The sequence below is a fragment of the Bacillus sp. EKM501B genome, from assembly GCF_011800505.1.
Taxonomy (GTDB): domain Bacteria; phylum Bacillota; class Bacilli; order Bacillales; family Bacillaceae_G; genus Bacillus_A; species Bacillus_A cereus.
Map to the genome: position 1 here is coordinate 67,084 of NZ_JAALFZ010000004.1, position 17,869 is coordinate 84,952.

Consider the following 17,869-nt stretch of genomic DNA (forward strand, 5'->3'; position numbering starts at 1 on the left):
GATTAGCCTTCGATAATTTCGTATTCTTCGTCTGCAAGTAATAAAATTTGCGTTTTCTTGCCTTTGTTTTGAACTTCGATTACATCGTATGCGCCTAAGTCTCTTACTTTGCTTTGAGAAGCGTTAACCATAACTTCAATAGAATCAATTAAGATATCTTCTTCAATATATGATTCAGGCAATGCCATATCTTCAGTATCTAATACACACGCATATAGATTTTGTAAATTTTCAGTAGTTGGGTTTTGTTCCTCAACATCAATGATATTTTTTACTGCATCCATATTTTCTTCTTTTGCTTGGTACACTTTAATTTTAGCCATAATTTTAATCTCCTTTATAACGTAATCGTAGAGGCTACACCTCATTATAACGTTTTTTTTATGAAAGATGAAATTGTTATATGTATTTATAGTAAAAATTATGTGTCCTTACTCAAAATTGGTGTAATTTCCATATAAATGTACGAGTAGGTAACGATAATGTTACGTTAAAGTTATATTGTCCAAACTTTTCTTATTTTCTTCTCATATATATGTAGTAGCAATTCTATATAGAGAAGGGATGGAGTGTAAGTGGGTTGTGAACCGAGAGTTTCTAGAGATTTTGTTCAAGTACCTGAACTGGTAGGTTTTCGATTACTTTTATCACATCCAGCTGGAGACCCTTTAAACTACGGATTATTATTTATTAATTTTCCTGATACGATTTTTATTTTTATATTGGCATCAAACGGATACCTTTCCATTTCGAACTGTTTAAAAATAGAGGGCGGAACTGGTGATGCCGAAATAGAAGAGATAAAAAAATGATAGAGGATGACGTTAACACGTACAAATCAGTTGTTAAATTGACTAAAGTATATAAGAACGGTGAGACGGAATCTTTTATTTATAAAAATGAGTTATAATACATGTATTTAAATGCACCCTCAAACTATTGTTGAGGGTTGTTACATAATTAATTATGTTGATCCTTCAAACCGTTTGTTAACGAGTAAGAAATATATTTATTGTTGACTTATTTTATAGGTTGATCATTTCATAGTTAGTAGATGTTATAATCATTTTATGTTTACTGATATTTTATAAATATTCGAAGTTTTAATTTAATAGTCAATTGCTTTTATGATGAACAGGTGTGTATATGAATACGAATTATGGAGCGCTCATGAAAATGTTAAGAGTAGTTGATTCTAAAGAAGGCGGGAATATAAATGATATATGAAGCGAATATACATACAAGAAAAAAACTAGTTTCTATGTTTGAGGATTTCAATAACGTTGTTTTACTTTCTTATTTACAAGGGCATATGGGTACTGCTTGGGTAAATGATCTTGAAAATCCAACAGTAGCACAAGTTACGGTAGGGATTTTTACATTTTACGCTGGAGACCCTAATACGAAAGAAACAGAAGAGTTATTACGTAATATTCCAGAAAGAATTTTAGTTATCGTAAATAGTGAAGAGTGGAAACAACGCTTAGAAACATTCCATGAAAGAAAAATAGATAAGTTTTTACGTTATAAATTCAAACGAAATCCAGAAGTTTTTAATCGTTCAAAATTACAATCTTTTATATCAACACTTCCAAAAGAATATGAGTTAAGAAGAATAGATGAGCATATCGCAAATAGCCCCAAATTACATAAGATATCTGAAGATTTTACAAGTCAATTTCATTCGGTAGAAGATTATATAAACCGTGGTATAGGTTATAGCATTTTATATAATGGAGAAGTTGTATGCGGTGCATCCTCCTATAGTATTTATAATGATGGGATTGAAATTGAAGTTGCGACTGATCACAATCATAGAAGAGAGGGCTTGGCAACTGTAGTTAGTGCAGCTATTATATTGGATTGCTTAGAAAATGGAAAGTATCCAAACTGGGACGCAGCGAATACTACATCTGCTAAACTAGCAGAAAAGTTAGGATATGAATTTGATAAGGCATATGATACTTATTTTGTAGATAATAGATGAGTGAAGGAGTTACATACTAAAAAATACATACGCCCTAGTACGTAAGTCTAGGGCGTATGTATTAGTTGGTAAATATCTTCATAACAATTTTATCACATTTTATCTTTTGAATGTTTGGAATTAAAGATATTTATGTGACTTTTTGAAGAAATAAAAGAGCAGCTAGCAAAAGCTAACTGCTCTTCTCCAAGGGGGAATGGAGAAATACAATCATGTTACCTATAGTATTGACAGAACATTGAGTTTTAATCAGCCATTTATAAAAGGAGAGATAAAATATCTTTGATTAATCCTTAGCTCCCATTAGGAGTACTGATAGAAAAACGATTGAGAATATATTTTTTTATTACATTTACAATTTGAAGAGTAGAACGTGTTTATCGTAATTCTCCAAACACCAATTATATTTTTTTAGAATGATTGGATGGACTGCTTCTTTCGTAGTATCGACTTCAGTATATCCATATTTCTTATAAAAGTTTTCTAATTCCTCAAAAGGAAGACAATATACATTTTGTATTTGTGATTTTTTTGCAGTTTCTACTAAAAATGAAACAAGCTCACCAGCTAATTGTAGCCCTCTAAATTGAGGCAGAATAAAAATTCCGCCCATTTCTAAAGTATCTTCATCTATTTGGACTAATCGGCCAACACCTGCATACTCGTTGTTATATGTAATAATTGCAACTTTATCTCTCTTTAAATCACTCCGTACAAATCCTATTGAGTCATATTGGTTATTAATCCATTCTAAATCGTTAGGTGTGGCCAATTGAATACTCATATACATCCTCCTTCGGAATACTAGCGCTCTCTTCATTATATAGAACATAAGATACTATATCAAAAGAACCTTGAGATAGCACATTTGTTTAAGTTATTAGTTAAAAGTGTGGGATTGCTGGCATTGAAATGATGGCTTCACCAAACATAGGATAATAATCTTGTGAATTTAGTGTTACATAGTCAAAATAAAAATTAGTTTATGTGTTCGGTAACGCAAGATTGTTTAAGTGTAGAGAAAATCATAGGGTTATTTTAATTAGTAGCTACTGTATTCATTGAAGCTATTAAGGAAATGTGGTAATCGCCAGCCCTAGTGATACAAATCATATTAGGATTTAGTAAAAAAAATTCTTCCTGAAAAAGAGGGGATTAAAGATAAGAGCACTTCGAAAAGTGCCCTTCAGTAACGACTACTTATTCTAAAAAGAAAGGATGCAATATATCATATGAAGTTTAGTGTATTTAAGTATGGGTCTTTTATATAAATGTGAAATAAAAGAGGGTTGTCTTCTTATTAGAAGGCAGCTTTTTGTTATTACAAAAAAGAATTAGAAATAAAATATAAATTCAGTTACTTGTCCAAACAATTTTTTTGAAAATACATAAAATGCTAGTAGTTAGCCAATATTTTTATATTGCTAATTTTTTAGACTAAAAGGGGTGATTTTATGTGTGATTGTGAAGTTTGTAGAAGAAAGAAAAAACGTGATCCATTAAATCGGGGTTCTGAACCAAAAAAACAGGATTCCGAATCAGTAAATTCTTATTCATTTAGTAAAAATGCAAATTTTTTAGAAGAAGCTATACAAACAGATGAAATCGATCAAGTTTCTGAGGAATATATTGAAATAGTAGATTCAGCAGATGTACAAGTTACTACTACAAATACAAAAGCTGCACTATCTATCCAAGCCGCGTTACAAGCAGCTATTGTGGTTGTAGTAAGTATTTCTATAGCAGATAGTGAAAAGGCAGATAAAATAACACAAGAATTGTTTCAAAAATCATCTATTAAACAAATTAATAGACAAAAAACATTTATTAAAAATTCCAGAAACGTAACCGTAACAACTACTGATACAGATATTGCAGTGAATATTCAAATTCTTCTTCAAATTTTATTAGCGTTATTAGTTAAACTAAACATTTTATAAAGTGTCTATCCTATTTATATTTAGCTATAAGGGTTCACTCTAAGTAAATATTTTTTGTTGTAATATGTGGTACAAGCTTGGACTTTCTCATTATGACTGAATTAATATTCAAAATTGATGGGAAATTAAGTGTGGAAAACTACACAATAACAAAGGTGAACCTATTATTTAACAGTGAATAAAACTTATATATGTGAAGTAAAGGAAAGCTGTCTTCGTATTAGAAGACAGCTTTTTGATTTTATTAGTAAAAAGCCGTGAAAATAAAAGATTAAGTTACTTGTCCAAGCATTTTTTATTTAAATGCATATAATGCTGGTAGTTATTTGAAATTTTTATATAAAACTGATAGGAGTGAATATTGTAAATGGATGATTTAAATAAATTTTCTTCCTTTAAGTTTGATAAGGATCAAAAGAATATAATTATAGACCTTTTACTCTCAGATATTTTTAATAGGCATGGGATAAATGAAGAAAAACTAAAAAATTTATCGCCAGAAAAAAAGCAGCAAATTAAAAGTATTGTTTCTGAAATACAATCACAAGTTAATAATTATTTAGATTGAAAGGGGGTGAATGTATGAAAAAAACATGTCATTCAGATGAAAATAAAAGGTGGAGTGCATTAGACTCCTCAAATCCTCATCCATCTTTTAAAAATGCTACCGTTTCAGAAGCTGCAGCACAAGAAAGTAAAACTTACCAAATTTCTGAAGAATCTATTACAATAGTTGATTCAGCAGATGTAGAAGTTACTACTACAGATACAAAAGCTGCGTTATCTATTCAAGCTGCATTACAAGCAGCTATCGTGGTTATAATAAGTATTTCTATAGCAGATAGTGAAAAAGCTGACCGTGTAGCACAAGAATTGTTTCAAAAATCATCTATTAAACAAATTAATAAACAAGAAACTGTTATTAGAAATTCTAGAAATGTTACAGTTACGACTACAGATACAGACATAGCAGTAAATGTTCAAATTCTTCTCCAAATTTTATTAGCTTTACTAGTAAAATTAAATATTTTATAAAATGTTTAACCTTCTTTAGATATAGTGCATCTTACAGGTAAATATTCACTGTTTTAATTATAGTACAGGCTATAAATATTTATCATAACTGGACTAATATTCAACATCACCAAAGTATGAATGTAAACAAACAATGTGATGGAAAATAAAGTTTGGTTATTTTATGAAAATTGAAAAGCCATTTCCTTTATTGGATTTGGCTTTTCAATTTTAAACAGTATAAATTTGAAAAGATAATATTAAGTTAAAGAAGTAAAATATACTGATACAAAATACTTATAAAATTACTCGTGTTATAGAAAAATAATAAGAAAAAGGTGTTTAAAATAGAATCATTTTCATTAATAGTTCAAGTTTTGAAGAATAGTGCATACAATATAAAGTGTTTTCCTTTCTTCATTTAAGTTTTACGTATATAATTTAAAAGTACTATTTTTATTTTATTATTTTATATTTATAACAGAATAGAGGTTTAAAAATGAGTGTTAAAATCATTACGGATAGTGCGGCGGATTTACCAGTAGAATTGCTGCAAGCATATGATATTGATTTAATTCCACTCCGTGTATATGATGAAGCAGAAACAGAGTATTTAGATGGAGTAACATTAGAGTCGGTTACATTATTACAAAAAATGAGAGAAGGCGCTGTTTATAGAACGTCATTGCCTTCACTTGAAACTTTCCAAGAAAAATTTGTTTCTTATGCAAAAGAAGGTAATCCTTGTATATATTTAGCTTTTTCATCTGAACTGTCTGGTACATATCAATCATCAGTTGTCATTAAAGAGGAAGTAAAAGAAACATATGCAGATTTAGATTTAGAAATTATTGATACAAAATGTGCTTCGCTTGGTCAAGGTCTTGTCGTTTTAGAAGCTGCTAAAATGGCAAAAGACGGCGCATCAAAAGAAGATATTTTAAACCGTGTCGCTTTTCTAATGAACCATATGGAGCACATCTTCACTGTAGCTGACTTACAGTACCTTGTTAGAGGTGGACGTTTAAGTAAAGTAGCTGGTTTTATCGGTGGTTTACTAAACATAAAGCCTATCTTAAACGTGGAAGAAGGAAAACTTGTACCACTTGAAAAGGTAAGAGGGAAAAAGAAAGTACTAAGCCGAATTGTTGATATTATGGAAGAGCGTGGTAAAGACCTTAAAGGTCAAACAATCGGTATAACTCATGGTGATGACTTAGAAACAGCGGAAGCATTAAAATTATTAATTACGGAAAGATTCGGTTGTGAAGTATTTATCGTAAATACAATTGGTGCAGCAATCGGTGCACATACAGGACCTGGCGTTATAACGTTATTTTTCTTAAATGAAGTAAAGTAAAGGATTGATCATTTGATCAATCCTTTTTTCTTTAATCTGTGATTACCGGTCGATATGGTATTGGTGAAGATAAAATCTTTGAAGTTTTCCTATATGAATTGCTCTCTTGTAGAGGGAGTATTTTTTATATGTGGAATGATACTTAATGGTAGAAGAAAAGAGTATAAATAAGAATGTATTTATAGGAATTTAAATATTTGAAGATATCAAAATTTTGCCATTTCATATATAATTGTGTGGGGAGAAATATCTGTAACTATTTGTAAAAATAGGAGGCGACTATAAAAATGCAAGAAATTGCTAGATGGGATTTAAATCGCTTGTATTTGAATGAGGATATTCTATTTCCAATTTTGGAGTTGAAAGAGAAATATTTTGTAACAAAAGATGTAGAGGTTCTTTCAAAGCTAATACAAGCTATTGAGAAAACAGAATACTATTTGTACTGTAGATCAGTTGAAGAAAGTGTACCATCTGACCTTACTAAATTGACCGTGAAAGTGAAGGAACTAAAAAATGAATTACAGCAAGTAATAAAACATAATGAAGTGGAAACTTCAGATAATACTAAGTTAATAAAAGATGAGCTTAATGCGTGGGAAAATATGTACATACAATTACGGGATAGGATAGAAATAGAGCACAATAATAAACAATTATCCTTTGGACAAGCAAATACTATTGCAATGAATAGTGATAATGAAAAGGAAAGATTAGAAGTATTCGAGTTACTTACAAGTACTTTACATAAGGAAAAAGAAATCTTTGCTACTGTATTAAATCAAATAGGGAGATTGCGTAATGCAAAGAGTAATGAAATAGAAGATAGAGAGATTTTAACACAATCTTTTCATGCGAATGGCATTTCAGAAACTGTATTATTCCAAATGTGGAATGCGACAGAAGAAAACCTTGATAAATTAGTAAGTGCTTTAAACGTGTATAAGAAAGGAAAAGCTTCAATTACATGGTATGAACTTATGACGGTAAAGGAAAGTAATGAGATCATGATTCCTTTTTCAGTAGCAATACAAAACGTTTATGATGCATGTAAGAATATTGATGAAGAATTAGCAGAATTTGCACGTAATGCGATAGAAAGTGGTTGGGTAGATGCTGAACCGAGAGAGAATAAACCACCAGGTGGGTTTTGTGCTCCATTTTTCAGTGAGAAAGAATCGAGAATTTCCATTCGTTATGATGGGAGTATAGATAGTGTAAGAGTGCTCGCTCATGAATTAGGACATGCTTGGCACTTTTATAATATGAGTTTTGAACAATCTACGTCTTTTTTAGATGATTATTTGCCAATGAGTACGGCTGAATCAGCATCTATTTTCTTTGAAACGGTACTCTTAAATTATCTAATTGAAACAACGGATAGTAAAGATACGAAAAAGTCATTACTTAGCTGGAAAATAAGAAATAGTTTTAATTATGTAATGGCAATACGAGCATCGTATCAGTTTGAAAAAACATTTTATGAAAAATGTAAAGAGGGTCCTTTAAGTGCTGATGAAATTGAGAAATTATCTATAATTGCACAAAAAGAAGCTTATGGAAAAGCTTTAAGTGAATACCAGCCGTTTGTATGGATGAAATATATTCAATTTTATATAGCAGATGTTCCTTTTTACAATTATCCATACACATTTGGATATTTAGTAAGTTTTAGCTTATTAGAAATAGCTCAAGAAGGTAAAAGTACTTTTCATTCGAAATATAAAGAGTTCTTACGAGAAACAGGAAAGGCTCCAGTAGAGGAGCTTATGAAAAAACATTTTGAAATAGATATAAGAAATTATGAATTTTGGAATAAAGCTTTTATTCAAATTTCTAAAGACATTGATGAATATTTGCAGCTTATGTAAGGGGAGAGTACAGTGGATCAGCAGTTTATAAAAGGTATACCTTTTTCAACTTTAGAATATGCAAAAGCTATAAGTTTATTAAAAGGTTGGCTACATGAACAACAAGAGAAACCAAGGTTTGTAGTAACTGCAAATCCTGAAATTGTTATGTCTGCAAAGGAAAATACGGAAAAATCAAAGGAATTTAAAAAGATGTTACTATCTGCGGATTTAATAACAGCGGATGGGATTGGTGTCATAATTGGCTCGAAAATATTAAAAGGAAGTTTGAAAGAACGTGTTACTGGGGCGGATTTAACTCACGATTTAATAAAATATTGTAACGACAATGAATATCGTGTCTTTCTTTTTGGAGCTGCGCCAGAAAGTAATAAAAAGGCATTAGAAAAATTAAATGAGCAGTTCCCAGGAGCACAATTTAAAGGACAGCATGGATTTGTAAATGGTGAAGAAATAGAGGAAATAAAAATGAAAATTAAGCAGTTCAAGCCGCATTTACTACTCGTAGGACTAGGTTCACCAAAACAAGAAGAGTTCATCTATGAAAACATACAAACATTAAACGTTCCGCTATCTATTGGTATCGGAGGTATGATTGATATAATATCTGGTACTGTAAAAAGAGCACCAAAAATAATGAGGGATACTGGAACTGAATGGCTGTATAGGTTACTCTCACAGCCGAAAAGATTAAAGAGACAACTTGTACTTCCGAAATTTTTATTATCGGTTATGTCTGAGCGGATTAAAGGGATTAATTAATAAAGGGGACTACATACATAAACAGAATCGGCATTATCGGAGCAATGCAAATTGAAATAGATTTACTTTTAGAAAAACTAGTTATACAAGAGGAACAGACAATAGCGGGAATGCCTTTTTATATTGGAGAATTCATGGGAACAGAAGTAATTATTACACGTTCTGGTGTAGGGAAAGTAAATGCAGCTGCATGCGCGCAAACATTAATTCATAAATTTGATGTAGACTCTATCATTAATACGGGCGTTGCTGGTGGATTACATTCAGATGTAAAAGTCGGCGATATAGTTATTTCAACGAATGTTACTCATCATGATGTAAGTAAAACTCAAATGAAAAACTTATTTCCGTTCCAAGAAGAATTTATTGCAAGTAAGGAATTGGTAGAGTTAGCACGTAAAGCTTGTATTAGTAGTAGTTTACAGATTGCAGTTCATGAAGGAAGAATTGTCAGCGGTGAATGTTTTGTTGAAGATTCAAAGTTAAAGGCGAAATTAATAGACGAATACGCACCTCATTGTACAGAAATGGAAGGGGCAGCAATTGGACATGTTGCCTATATAAATGATATACCGTTTCTCATTATAAGATGTATTTCTGACAGCGCAAATGATGAAGCTCAAATTTCTTATGATGACTTCGCGAAAACTGCTGCGAATTATTGCTCAGAAATTATTATTGAGATGCTTAAAAATATATCTGGTAAAACCATAGTCCAAAAGGAGAGATAGGAATGTTACAAGCATTAATTTTTGATATGGATGGTACGTTATTTCAAACAGATAAAATTTTAGAATTATCATTAGATGATACTTTTGATCACTTAAGATCATTACAATTATGGGATACAGTAACACCAATTGATAAATATAGAGAAATTATGGGTGTGCCGTTACCGAAAGTTTGGGAAGCTTTATTACCGGACCATTCTATTGAAATAAGAGAACAAACAGATGCATATTTTTTAGATAGACTTATTGAAAACATAAAAAGCGGAAAAGGCGCTTTATATCCAAATGTAAAAGAAATATTTACATATATAAAAGGAAATAATTGTTCCATTTACATTGCTAGTAATGGTTTGAAAGAATATTTACGAGCAATCGTAACTTATTATGCTTTAGACAAGTGGGTGATTGAAACGTTTAGTATTGAACAAATACAATCGCTAAATAAAGGTGACTTAGTTAAAAGTATTATGAACAAATATGATATAAAAGAGGCAGCGGTAGTTGGTGACCGGCTATCTGATATAAATGCAGCGAAAGACAACGGTTTACTTGCAATTGGGTGTAATTTTGATTTTGCGCAAGAAGATGAACTTGCTCAGGCTGATGTAGTAATAGATGATTTAATGGAGTTGAAGGGGATATTACCTGCTGTACAGAGGTAAATAAAGTGTGTGCGTTTTTTGCCAAGTCCTATATGTCTTAGTTTATGGAGGGAATATGATTAAAAATAATTTTAAAATTAGTAATATTCCTGCGGTTTTATGGGGAGATAAGAGTGATAAAATTTTTATTGCAGTACATGGAAATATGTCAAATAAGGAAGATACAATTATTCAAATATTAGCTGAAGAAGCCAAACAAAAAGGTTATCAAGTATTAAGCTTTGATTTACCTGAGCATGGAGAAAGAAAAGATGATAATACGCCTTGCAAAGTACAGATTTGTGTTAGTGAATTATCTATAATTATGAATTATGCAAAAGAACATTGGAAAGAAATAAACGTGTTTGCATGTAGTATGGGAGCGTATTTTAGCCTTTTAGCTTATCAAAATGATGTGGTAGAAAAGGCATTATTTTTATCACCAGTAGTTAATATGGAACGAATTATCGAAAATATGATGAAATGGTTTAATGTAACACCAGAGCTTTTGCAAAAAGAAATGACTATAGAGACACCTATTGGTCAAAAGTTACATTGGGATTATTTATGCTATGTAAAAGAACATCCTATTAATATATGGAATATAGATACATATATTATGTACGGAGCTAAGGATGAACTGTGTGAACTTGAAACTATTAACTATTTTACAGAAAAACATCGTTGTGAATTAGAAGTTATGGAGACGGGTGAACATTACTTTCATACCGAAGAACAGTTAAAGATATTTGAACAGTGGTTACACAAACATATCGATTAACAAATTATAATTTATCTTGAACCTGTTAGAGAAGAATGAGGAATATATAAACTGATAGTATATTTGAGAGAAATTATAAATGGTGAATGTATACACTTAAACAAACAGATGCTTTAGTTCAATAAGAATTAAAAAACTTTAAAGAGCCTTACGACACACTAGATTGTAACAAGGCTCTTATATTTTCATAATAAAATTAATCAACTGTATTATCGATTTACATATGAAGTGAAGTATATGCATACTATGAATTAAATAAAGTAATAAGCATAAAAATGCTCAGAATAAATGATTCTCGAGCATTTTTATGTATTTTCATACTTAGGGGGAATGGACTTGAAAGATATACATATTCAACAAATAGAAAATTTAATGGAATATGAATTCAGTCATCTCGTTCAAGAAAGTGAAGAAGAAGGTTTTAGTTTCCTTATAAGGCTAATAAATGAATATAAAAACAAAATAAATGTATTCAATAAAACTGGAGAATGTTTATATGGTGTTTTCCAAGGTGATATGTTAATTGGAGTTGGAGGTTTAAATGAGGATCCGTACACAAAAGACAATAAGATTGGGCGGTTAAGGAGATTTTATATTTCAAGGGATTATCGGCGTATAGGGTTAGGGAACTTATTATTAAACCAACTATTATGTCATGCGGAAAAATATTTTGAAGTGATTGTTTTACATACTGACACGAAGCAAGGGGATGTGTTTTATACTGCGAATGGATTTGTAAAAGGGGGATTATATAAGGGATCGAGTCACTACAAACTATTATAGAGATTGCTATCCAAATAATAGCTACGAACAGGTTTTTTGTTGGTAAATCGATATATCTTAAAAATCGCTGATATATGAAGTTGCGATCCTTATATTAAAAGACAACTTTTATAATTTCATTTACTAAATTGTTATTATAAAAAAGAGCACCTTAGCTTTTAAAATTTAGCTTATAAGGTGACTCCTTTTCAGTCAATTATGTTTTAACGTTCATTTGTTTCAATAATAATCCTGGTTTACCTTTTACATAATAAAAATGCGGGTTATTTTCATCATCATAAAGCATAATATAAGGCTTTTCATTTAGTGGGAGCAGTATAAGTACTTCGTCTATTGTAGTGTGTAACCATTGATTAGTAATAGAAACCGGCTTAGATAATGGGATTTTTATCATATAGCCATCTTTTGGAACGACATTTAAGTTTTTAAATGGACCAGTAATTGCTTTAGCGTATTGAACTGCTTCTTTTTGGACTATTGGATCTAAAGATTGTTTTTGAATGACCATTTCTTTTTGACAATCAAATACTTCAATTTGTTGATTTGTATTTGCGAACGCATTTGTTGATAATAGAAATAGAAGAAGAGAAATGACCCCGATTTTTTTTATCATAGTACAACACCTCACCATTACTATCCCCTCAAAAGCTTTAAATATTTTTCTGTCACATTCATGTAACAAAGATGTTGTATGATACAATTGGTTTTTGTTTAAAAGCAATGGAGGAAAAAATATGAAAGTTTTAATTGCAGATGACGAACAAGATATGTTAAGGATTTTAAAAGCTTATTTTGAAAAAGAAGGCTTTGAAGTATTATTAGCGAAAGACGGAGAGGAAGCACTTCAAATATTTTATGATGAAAAAATTGATTTAGCTATTTTGGATTGGATGATGCCGAAACATAGTGGTATTACTGTCTGTCAGGAAATAAAAAAGAATTCAAGCGTAAAAGTATTAATGCTTACGGCGAAAAGTGAAAGTGAAGATGAATTAGCAGCGCTTCAAAGTGGGGCAGATGAGTACGTAAAAAAACCATTTCATCCAGGAGTACTAATTACACGAGCGAAAAAACTTATTCAGCATGATGATATTATTCAAGTACAAGATGTAAAGATAAATTTCGCCAAAAATAAAGTATATAAAAATGATATAGAGTTAGAAATTACAAAAACAGAGCTCGAATTAATAAAATGCTTTTTAAATCATAAAGGAACTATTTTAACTCGTAAAAAATTGTTAGACATTGTATGGGGATTTGACTATTTTGGAGAAGAGAGAACGGTTGATACACATGTAAGAAGGCTGCGTAAAAAAATTGGAGAAAATATTATTAAGACGCATCGTGGGCTGGGTTATAGTTTGGAGGAACAAAGTGAATAAACTTGGGAAAAAGCTATTTCTCAGCATTTCTTTAACCGTTATTCTTATATTTACAATTTCTTTATTATTAATTAACTTTCTCCTGCCGAAATATAATATTTATAAAACACGTGAAAACTTAAATGAATTTACAACTCAAATACAAAATGCGCCAGTCAATGATTTAGAAGATGTTATTCATACAATTGAAAGTGAAAATAATGTTACAATTGCGTATACGCCAATTAATCAGTCAGAAGATGCTATGAACGACGCGTTACGCATGCAACTTACGAAAAAGAAAGTGACGTTAAATAAGCTTTGGATTACGAAAGACGAAGTTATGAAAGTGAAGACGGAAGGGCAATCGAATAAACTGTACGATCAAGGAAAGGTAAAAGCGAGTTTTTTTGCTAAATATATTGCGAAAGATGATACGATAATTTTAATTGGAACTTCCATTGCGAATTCAAATGAAATTATAAATACGTTAAATACATTTTACTTATACATCGTATGTTTCTCGCTGATTCTTATTATTTTACTTGTGTGGATACTTTCAAAAATAATAACGACACCACTGAAAGAGTTAAGTGATGTGGCTCAGGATATTTCACATTTGCAGTTTAAAAGAACGAAAGTGAAAACGAATGATGAAATAGGAGAGTTGGCCAATAGTATTAATATCATGAGTGAAAAACTACATGAAGCACATCAAGACTTAACTGATCGTAATGAACATTTAAAACGATTTATGGGTGATGTAACGCATGAATTAAAGACACCGATCGCATTAGTAAAAGCATACTCTATGGGGATTAAAGATGGATTAGATGATGGGACTTATGTAGATACAATTATTAAACAAACAGATCAAATATCAAACTTAATTGAAGAATTATTACGATTTTCTAAACTAGAAAGAGATATTTTACAAAAAGAAGAATTCCCCATTGAACCACTGGTCCAGAGTATATTAGATAAGCATCAGATTGAACTGGATTCGAAAGAAATTAACTTGCAAGTAAATTGTAATGCGGGCGATACAATCGTTTATGCAGATTTAAATAAAATGAGAATGGTGTTTCAAAATTTAATTTCTAATGCGATAAAATATACAGCAAATCAAAACATAATAATTACATTAGAAGATAGAAATAAAAGTATATATTTCCAAATAAAAAATGGCATTCCTACGGATAAAATTAAGGATATAGAGAAAATTTGGGAACCTTTTTATGTACTAGAATCTTCTCGTAGTAAAGAAAAATCAGGTACAGGATTAGGTTTAGCGATAGTGAAAAGTATTTTAGAAAGGCATGGTTTTGAATATGGAGTTTCCTCTATAGATGGAGAAATTCAATTTTATATAAATGTGAAAAAGGACTAATGAAAATATTAGTCCTTTTTGCAGCTTTAGAGATTAGCGATACAGGATGAATCACCATAATTTTCAAAATTGATGTATTAAATGGAGAATTAGCAAATGTTCTACTTTCATTAAATTCACGTGAAGTTCACAGGAAAACGTTATATTTACATAGTTATATTTGAATTTAATGAAGTGAGGTATTCAGATTTGAAAAGAAAGAAATTAGTAATTGGTAGCATTTTAATGGGTATGACGTTATCTTTATCTGCATGTGGTTCATCAGATAATATTGTAACGACAAAATCAGGAAGCATTTCAGAAAGTGATTTTAACAAAAAATTAAAAGAAAACTACGGTAAACAGAATTTATCTGAAATGGTAGTAGAAAAAGTATTAAATGATAAATATAAAGTTACGGATGAAGAGGTAACGAAACAACTAAAAGAATTAAAAGACAAGATGGGCGATAATTTTAATACATATATGGAATCTAATGGTGTGAAAAATGAAGATCAGTTGAAAGAGAAATTAAAGCTTACTTTTGCTTTTGAAAAAGCTATTAAAGCAACCGTAACGGAAAAAGATATTAAAGATCATTATAAGCCAAAGCTTCAAGTTAGCCATATTTTAGTAAAAGATGAAAAGACAGCAAAAGAAATTAAAGAAAAATTAAATAGTGGCGAAGATTTCGCGGCATTGGCTAAACAATATTCAGAGGATCCAGGTTCTAAAGAAAAAGGTGGGGAACTATCTGAATTTGGACCTGGTATGATGGTGAAAGAATTTGAGGATGCTGCGTATAAGTTAGAAGTTGGTCAATTGAGTGAACCTGTTAAATCTTCTTTCGGATATCATATTATTAAGCTAACGGATAAAAAAGAGCTTAAACCGTATGAGGAAGAGAAAGAGAATATTCGTAAAGAATTAGAACAGCAACGTATACAAGATCCTCAATTCCATCAACAAGTTACTAGAGAACTGCTTAAAAATGCAGATATAAAGGTATCTGATAAAGACTTGAAAGATACCTTTAAAGAGTTAGAAAAATAATAAATGGAATGTAAGGCAAGCGATAGAAATATCGGTTGTCTTTTTCTCTATTTATCCCGCTATTTGCCGGGCAGTAAGACCCCACCTCAAAATTCAGCGAAAGCAAAGAAGTGGCCCTGCTGATCGTAAACGCCCAATTGGTGAGGGCTGATTAAAGTTTCACTTTATAAAGAAGGAGGAAGTGGGAAAATACTTTCATACCTGCATTAAATTTTACTTAATAAGAAATCTTTGAGTTTCTCAACTTTTATATAAAATAAAACTGAATTTTCAGTTATTTTGTTATATAGTAAAAGAGAACGAATAAGGGGAGGGAACATTTTGAGTAAAAAGAAAATGGCAATTACACTGTCAGCAATGCTATCTGCAACAATTATACCTAGCTTTACTATGGATGTGCATGCAGAGAAGAAGGAAGAGACTAAAAGTACGAAAATTGAATTAGAAAATGGGATGACAAAACCGATTTATTCTCTCGATGAAGCTATTATCGAAAATTTATATGTAGAGACAGAAGTTGATAGTGATCGAGACGGTAAGAAAGACAGAGTATCGATAAAAGTTATGCGTCCAAAGACAGATCCGAATGTGAAAGTTCCTGTTATTTATGAAATGAGTCCATATCGATCTGGATTAAAAGATGTTCCTGTATATAATGTAGATGAAGAATTGTATGTGTATGAAGGAAAACCGTATGGAGCGGTTAATCTTGGTTCGTATGGGAACTATTACGTGCCAAGAGGTTATGCAGTTATTCTAGGCGAAAGTATCGGTACTGGAAAATCAGATGGATGCCCTACAACTGGAGATGAACAAGAGATACTCGGGACAAAATCTGTTATTGATTGGGTAAACGGTCGCGCGAAAGCATTTACAGAACAGGGTGAGGAAGTTCAGGCAAATTGGTCTACAGGAAATGTAGGTATGACTGGAGTTTCCTATAATGGTACTTTACCAAATGCTGTTGCGACTACTGGAGTCGAAGGTTTAAAAACAATTATTCCAATCGCAGCAATTAGTAGTTGGTATGATTATTATCGTGCAAATGGTGCAGTCATTGCTCCAGGCGGATATCAAGGGGAAGATACAGATAATATGGCAGAAGCAGTACTGACAAGGGAAAACCCTGAAGTTTGCGGACAAGTTATAAAAGAGTTAACGGCTGGACAAGACAGAAAAACAGGTAATTATAATGATTTTTGGGATAAACGTAACTATGTAAAAGATGCTAAAAATGTAAAAGCGAGTGTATTTGTTGTTCATGGTTTAAACGATTGGAATGTTAAAACAAAACAGTTCGCGCAATGGTGGGAAGCACTTGGAGAAAATAATGTTCCGCGTAAAATGTGGCTACATCAAGGTGGTCATGGTGGGACATCAAGTAATAACTGGCAGCAAACACAAAATAAATGGTTAGATTATTGGTTATACGGAATTGAAAATGGAATTATGGATGAACCAATGGTTGATGTGCAAAGAGAAAATAAAACGTGGCAAAAGATAAAAAATTGGCCAGATCCATCAGCTGTACCTTCAAAAATCCGTATGTATTTAAGTAATAAATTAGTCAATTTGCCATTAAGTATGGGATCGGCTAATAAAGTTTTCTCATTCTTAGATGATGCACAAATGAAATCAAACCAATTAGTAGCAAACCCAGAATTAGAAGTAGCAAATCGATTAGTATATACAATGCCTGTACTGCAAAAAGATACGCGTATAAGTGGTACACCAAAGATTTCAATTACAGGAAATATTGATCGATCTGTATCAAATTTAACAGCATTACTTGTTGACTATGGAGGAGCGAAGCCGGAAATCGTAACGAGAGGCTGGATGGATCCACAAAACTTAAAGAGTATAGAAAATTCAACAGCGATTCAACCGGGCAAAGATTATACATTTACATGGGACATGCAGCCAGATGATTATGTATTTAAAGCGGGGCATCAAATCGGAGTTGTTTTAATTGCAAGTGATTATGATTATACAATTAGACCGAAAGCTGGCACGAAACTTACAGTGAAATTAAGTGAAGTGACATTGCCGATTGTGAAATAAATATTTTTTCTAAAGAGCTTACTAAAGTAAGCTCTTTAATTTGTAGTCTGAATTTTTAATTTTTATATTTCGAATTGGAAGGTTATGTAATACAATATCATTATATTCTATGGAAAGTGAGTGATATATTATGACAGTCAGCTCTTTCGAAATAT

The 17,869-nt window shown here is 31.2% G+C and carries 18 protein-coding genes and 1 pseudogene; 16 read left to right on the forward strand and 3 right to left on the reverse strand.

The window, feature by feature from the left end:
• Positions 1-2: 2 nt before the first annotated feature.
• Positions 3-323: a hypothetical protein gene (locus HFD78_RS11255; protein ID WP_001062731.1), complete on the reverse strand. Its 321-nt coding sequence runs from the start codon at positions 321-323 to the stop codon at positions 3-5.
• 261 nt (positions 324-584) lie between these two features.
• Here HFD78_RS11255 and HFD78_RS11260 point away from each other — a divergent pair.
• Together HFD78_RS11260 and HFD78_RS11265 are read left to right on the forward strand one after the other, a co-directional pair.
• A pseudogene (locus tag HFD78_RS11260) lies at positions 585-910 on the forward strand (BC_2878 family exosporium-associated protein); the annotation flags it as partial.
• Between the two features lie 306 nt (positions 911-1,216).
• Positions 1,217-1,987, forward strand: coding sequence for a GNAT family N-acetyltransferase (locus HFD78_RS11265; protein ID WP_000638735.1), 771 nt, complete (start codon positions 1,217-1,219; stop codon positions 1,985-1,987).
• 352 nt (positions 1,988-2,339) lie between these two features.
• Here the strand turns inward: HFD78_RS11265 and HFD78_RS11270 are convergent, their stop codons facing one another.
• Positions 2,340-2,771, reverse strand: coding sequence for a GNAT family N-acetyltransferase (locus tag HFD78_RS11270; protein ID WP_097813703.1), 432 nt, complete (start codon positions 2,769-2,771; stop codon positions 2,340-2,342).
• 670 nt (positions 2,772-3,441) lie between these two features.
• Here HFD78_RS11270 and HFD78_RS11275 point away from each other — a divergent pair.
• The 10 genes from HFD78_RS11275 to HFD78_RS11320 all read left to right on the forward strand — a co-directional run bounded on the left by HFD78_RS11275 (position 3,442) and on the right by HFD78_RS11320 (position 11,870).
• A complete protein-coding gene (locus HFD78_RS11275; RefSeq protein WP_016110152.1) occupies positions 3,442-3,927 on the forward strand; it encodes a spore coat protein in 486 nt (161 codons plus the stop codon).
• Positions 3,928-4,294: 367 nt separating this feature from the next.
• Positions 4,295-4,495 (forward strand): spore coat protein W, encoded by a 201-nt coding sequence (locus tag HFD78_RS11280; RefSeq protein WP_000342253.1) that lies wholly within the window; start codon positions 4,295-4,297, stop codon positions 4,493-4,495.
• A gap of 14 nt (positions 4,496-4,509) precedes the next feature.
• Complete coding sequence (locus HFD78_RS11285) at positions 4,510-4,962, forward strand: spore coat protein (protein ID WP_000750486.1); 453 nt, start codon at positions 4,510-4,512, stop codon at positions 4,960-4,962.
• Between the two features lie 478 nt (positions 4,963-5,440).
• Positions 5,441-6,301 (forward strand): DegV family protein, encoded by an 861-nt coding sequence (locus HFD78_RS11290; protein ID WP_097813702.1) that lies wholly within the window; start codon positions 5,441-5,443, stop codon positions 6,299-6,301.
• A gap of 287 nt (positions 6,302-6,588) precedes the next feature.
• Complete coding sequence (locus HFD78_RS11295) at positions 6,589-8,172, forward strand: M3 family metallopeptidase (RefSeq protein ID WP_048567583.1); 1,584 nt, start codon at positions 6,589-6,591, stop codon at positions 8,170-8,172.
• A gap of 12 nt (positions 8,173-8,184) precedes the next feature.
• Positions 8,185-8,934 carry a WecB/TagA/CpsF family glycosyltransferase gene (locus tag HFD78_RS11300; RefSeq protein WP_000372653.1) on the forward strand — a complete coding sequence of 250 codons (750 nt, stop codon included), beginning with the start codon at positions 8,185-8,187 and terminating at the stop codon, positions 8,932-8,934.
• Positions 8,935-8,951: 17 nt separating this feature from the next.
• Positions 8,952-9,665, forward strand: a complete 714-nt coding sequence (locus HFD78_RS11305; protein ID WP_001079723.1) for a 5'-methylthioadenosine/adenosylhomocysteine nucleosidase — start codon at positions 8,952-8,954, stop codon at positions 9,663-9,665.
• Positions 9,666-9,667: 2 nt separating this feature from the next.
• Complete coding sequence (locus HFD78_RS11310) at positions 9,668-10,327, forward strand: HAD family hydrolase (protein WP_097813701.1); 660 nt, start codon at positions 9,668-9,670, stop codon at positions 10,325-10,327.
• A 55-nt stretch (positions 10,328-10,382) separates the two neighbouring features.
• Positions 10,383-11,087, forward strand: coding sequence for an alpha/beta hydrolase (locus HFD78_RS11315; RefSeq protein ID WP_114160479.1), 705 nt, complete (start codon positions 10,383-10,385; stop codon positions 11,085-11,087).
• A 288-nt stretch (positions 11,088-11,375) separates the two neighbouring features.
• Positions 11,376-11,870 (forward strand): GNAT family N-acetyltransferase, encoded by a 495-nt coding sequence (locus tag HFD78_RS11320; protein ID WP_002103229.1) that lies wholly within the window; start codon positions 11,376-11,378, stop codon positions 11,868-11,870.
• Positions 11,871-12,066: 196 nt separating this feature from the next.
• On the opposite strand, the gene HFD78_RS11325 is transcribed toward HFD78_RS11320, so the two are convergent.
• A complete protein-coding gene (locus HFD78_RS11325) occupies positions 12,067-12,483 on the reverse strand; it encodes a hypothetical protein (RefSeq protein ID WP_000591761.1) in 417 nt (138 codons plus the stop codon).
• Positions 12,484-12,604: 121 nt separating this feature from the next.
• On the opposite strand from HFD78_RS11325, the gene HFD78_RS11330 reads away from it, so the two are divergent.
• The 4 genes from HFD78_RS11330 to HFD78_RS11345 all read left to right on the forward strand — a co-directional run bounded on the left by HFD78_RS11330 (position 12,605) and on the right by HFD78_RS11345 (position 17,714).
• Positions 12,605-13,252, forward strand: a complete 648-nt coding sequence (locus HFD78_RS11330) for a response regulator transcription factor (RefSeq protein WP_000865979.1) — start codon at positions 12,605-12,607, stop codon at positions 13,250-13,252.
• Positions 13,245-14,621, forward strand: a complete 1,377-nt coding sequence (locus HFD78_RS11335) for a sensor histidine kinase (RefSeq protein WP_061139175.1) — start codon at positions 13,245-13,247, stop codon at positions 14,619-14,621. The genes HFD78_RS11330 and HFD78_RS11335 overlap by 8 nt, the downstream gene beginning before the upstream one ends.
• A gap of 189 nt (positions 14,622-14,810) precedes the next feature.
• Positions 14,811-15,653, forward strand: a complete 843-nt coding sequence (locus tag HFD78_RS11340; RefSeq protein ID WP_002103226.1) for a peptidylprolyl isomerase PrsA — start codon at positions 14,811-14,813, stop codon at positions 15,651-15,653.
• Between the two features lie 321 nt (positions 15,654-15,974).
• Positions 15,975-17,714 (forward strand): Xaa-Pro dipeptidyl-peptidase, encoded by a 1,740-nt coding sequence (locus HFD78_RS11345; RefSeq protein WP_097813699.1) that lies wholly within the window; start codon positions 15,975-15,977, stop codon positions 17,712-17,714.
• The last annotated feature ends 155 nt before the right edge of the window (positions 17,715-17,869 follow it).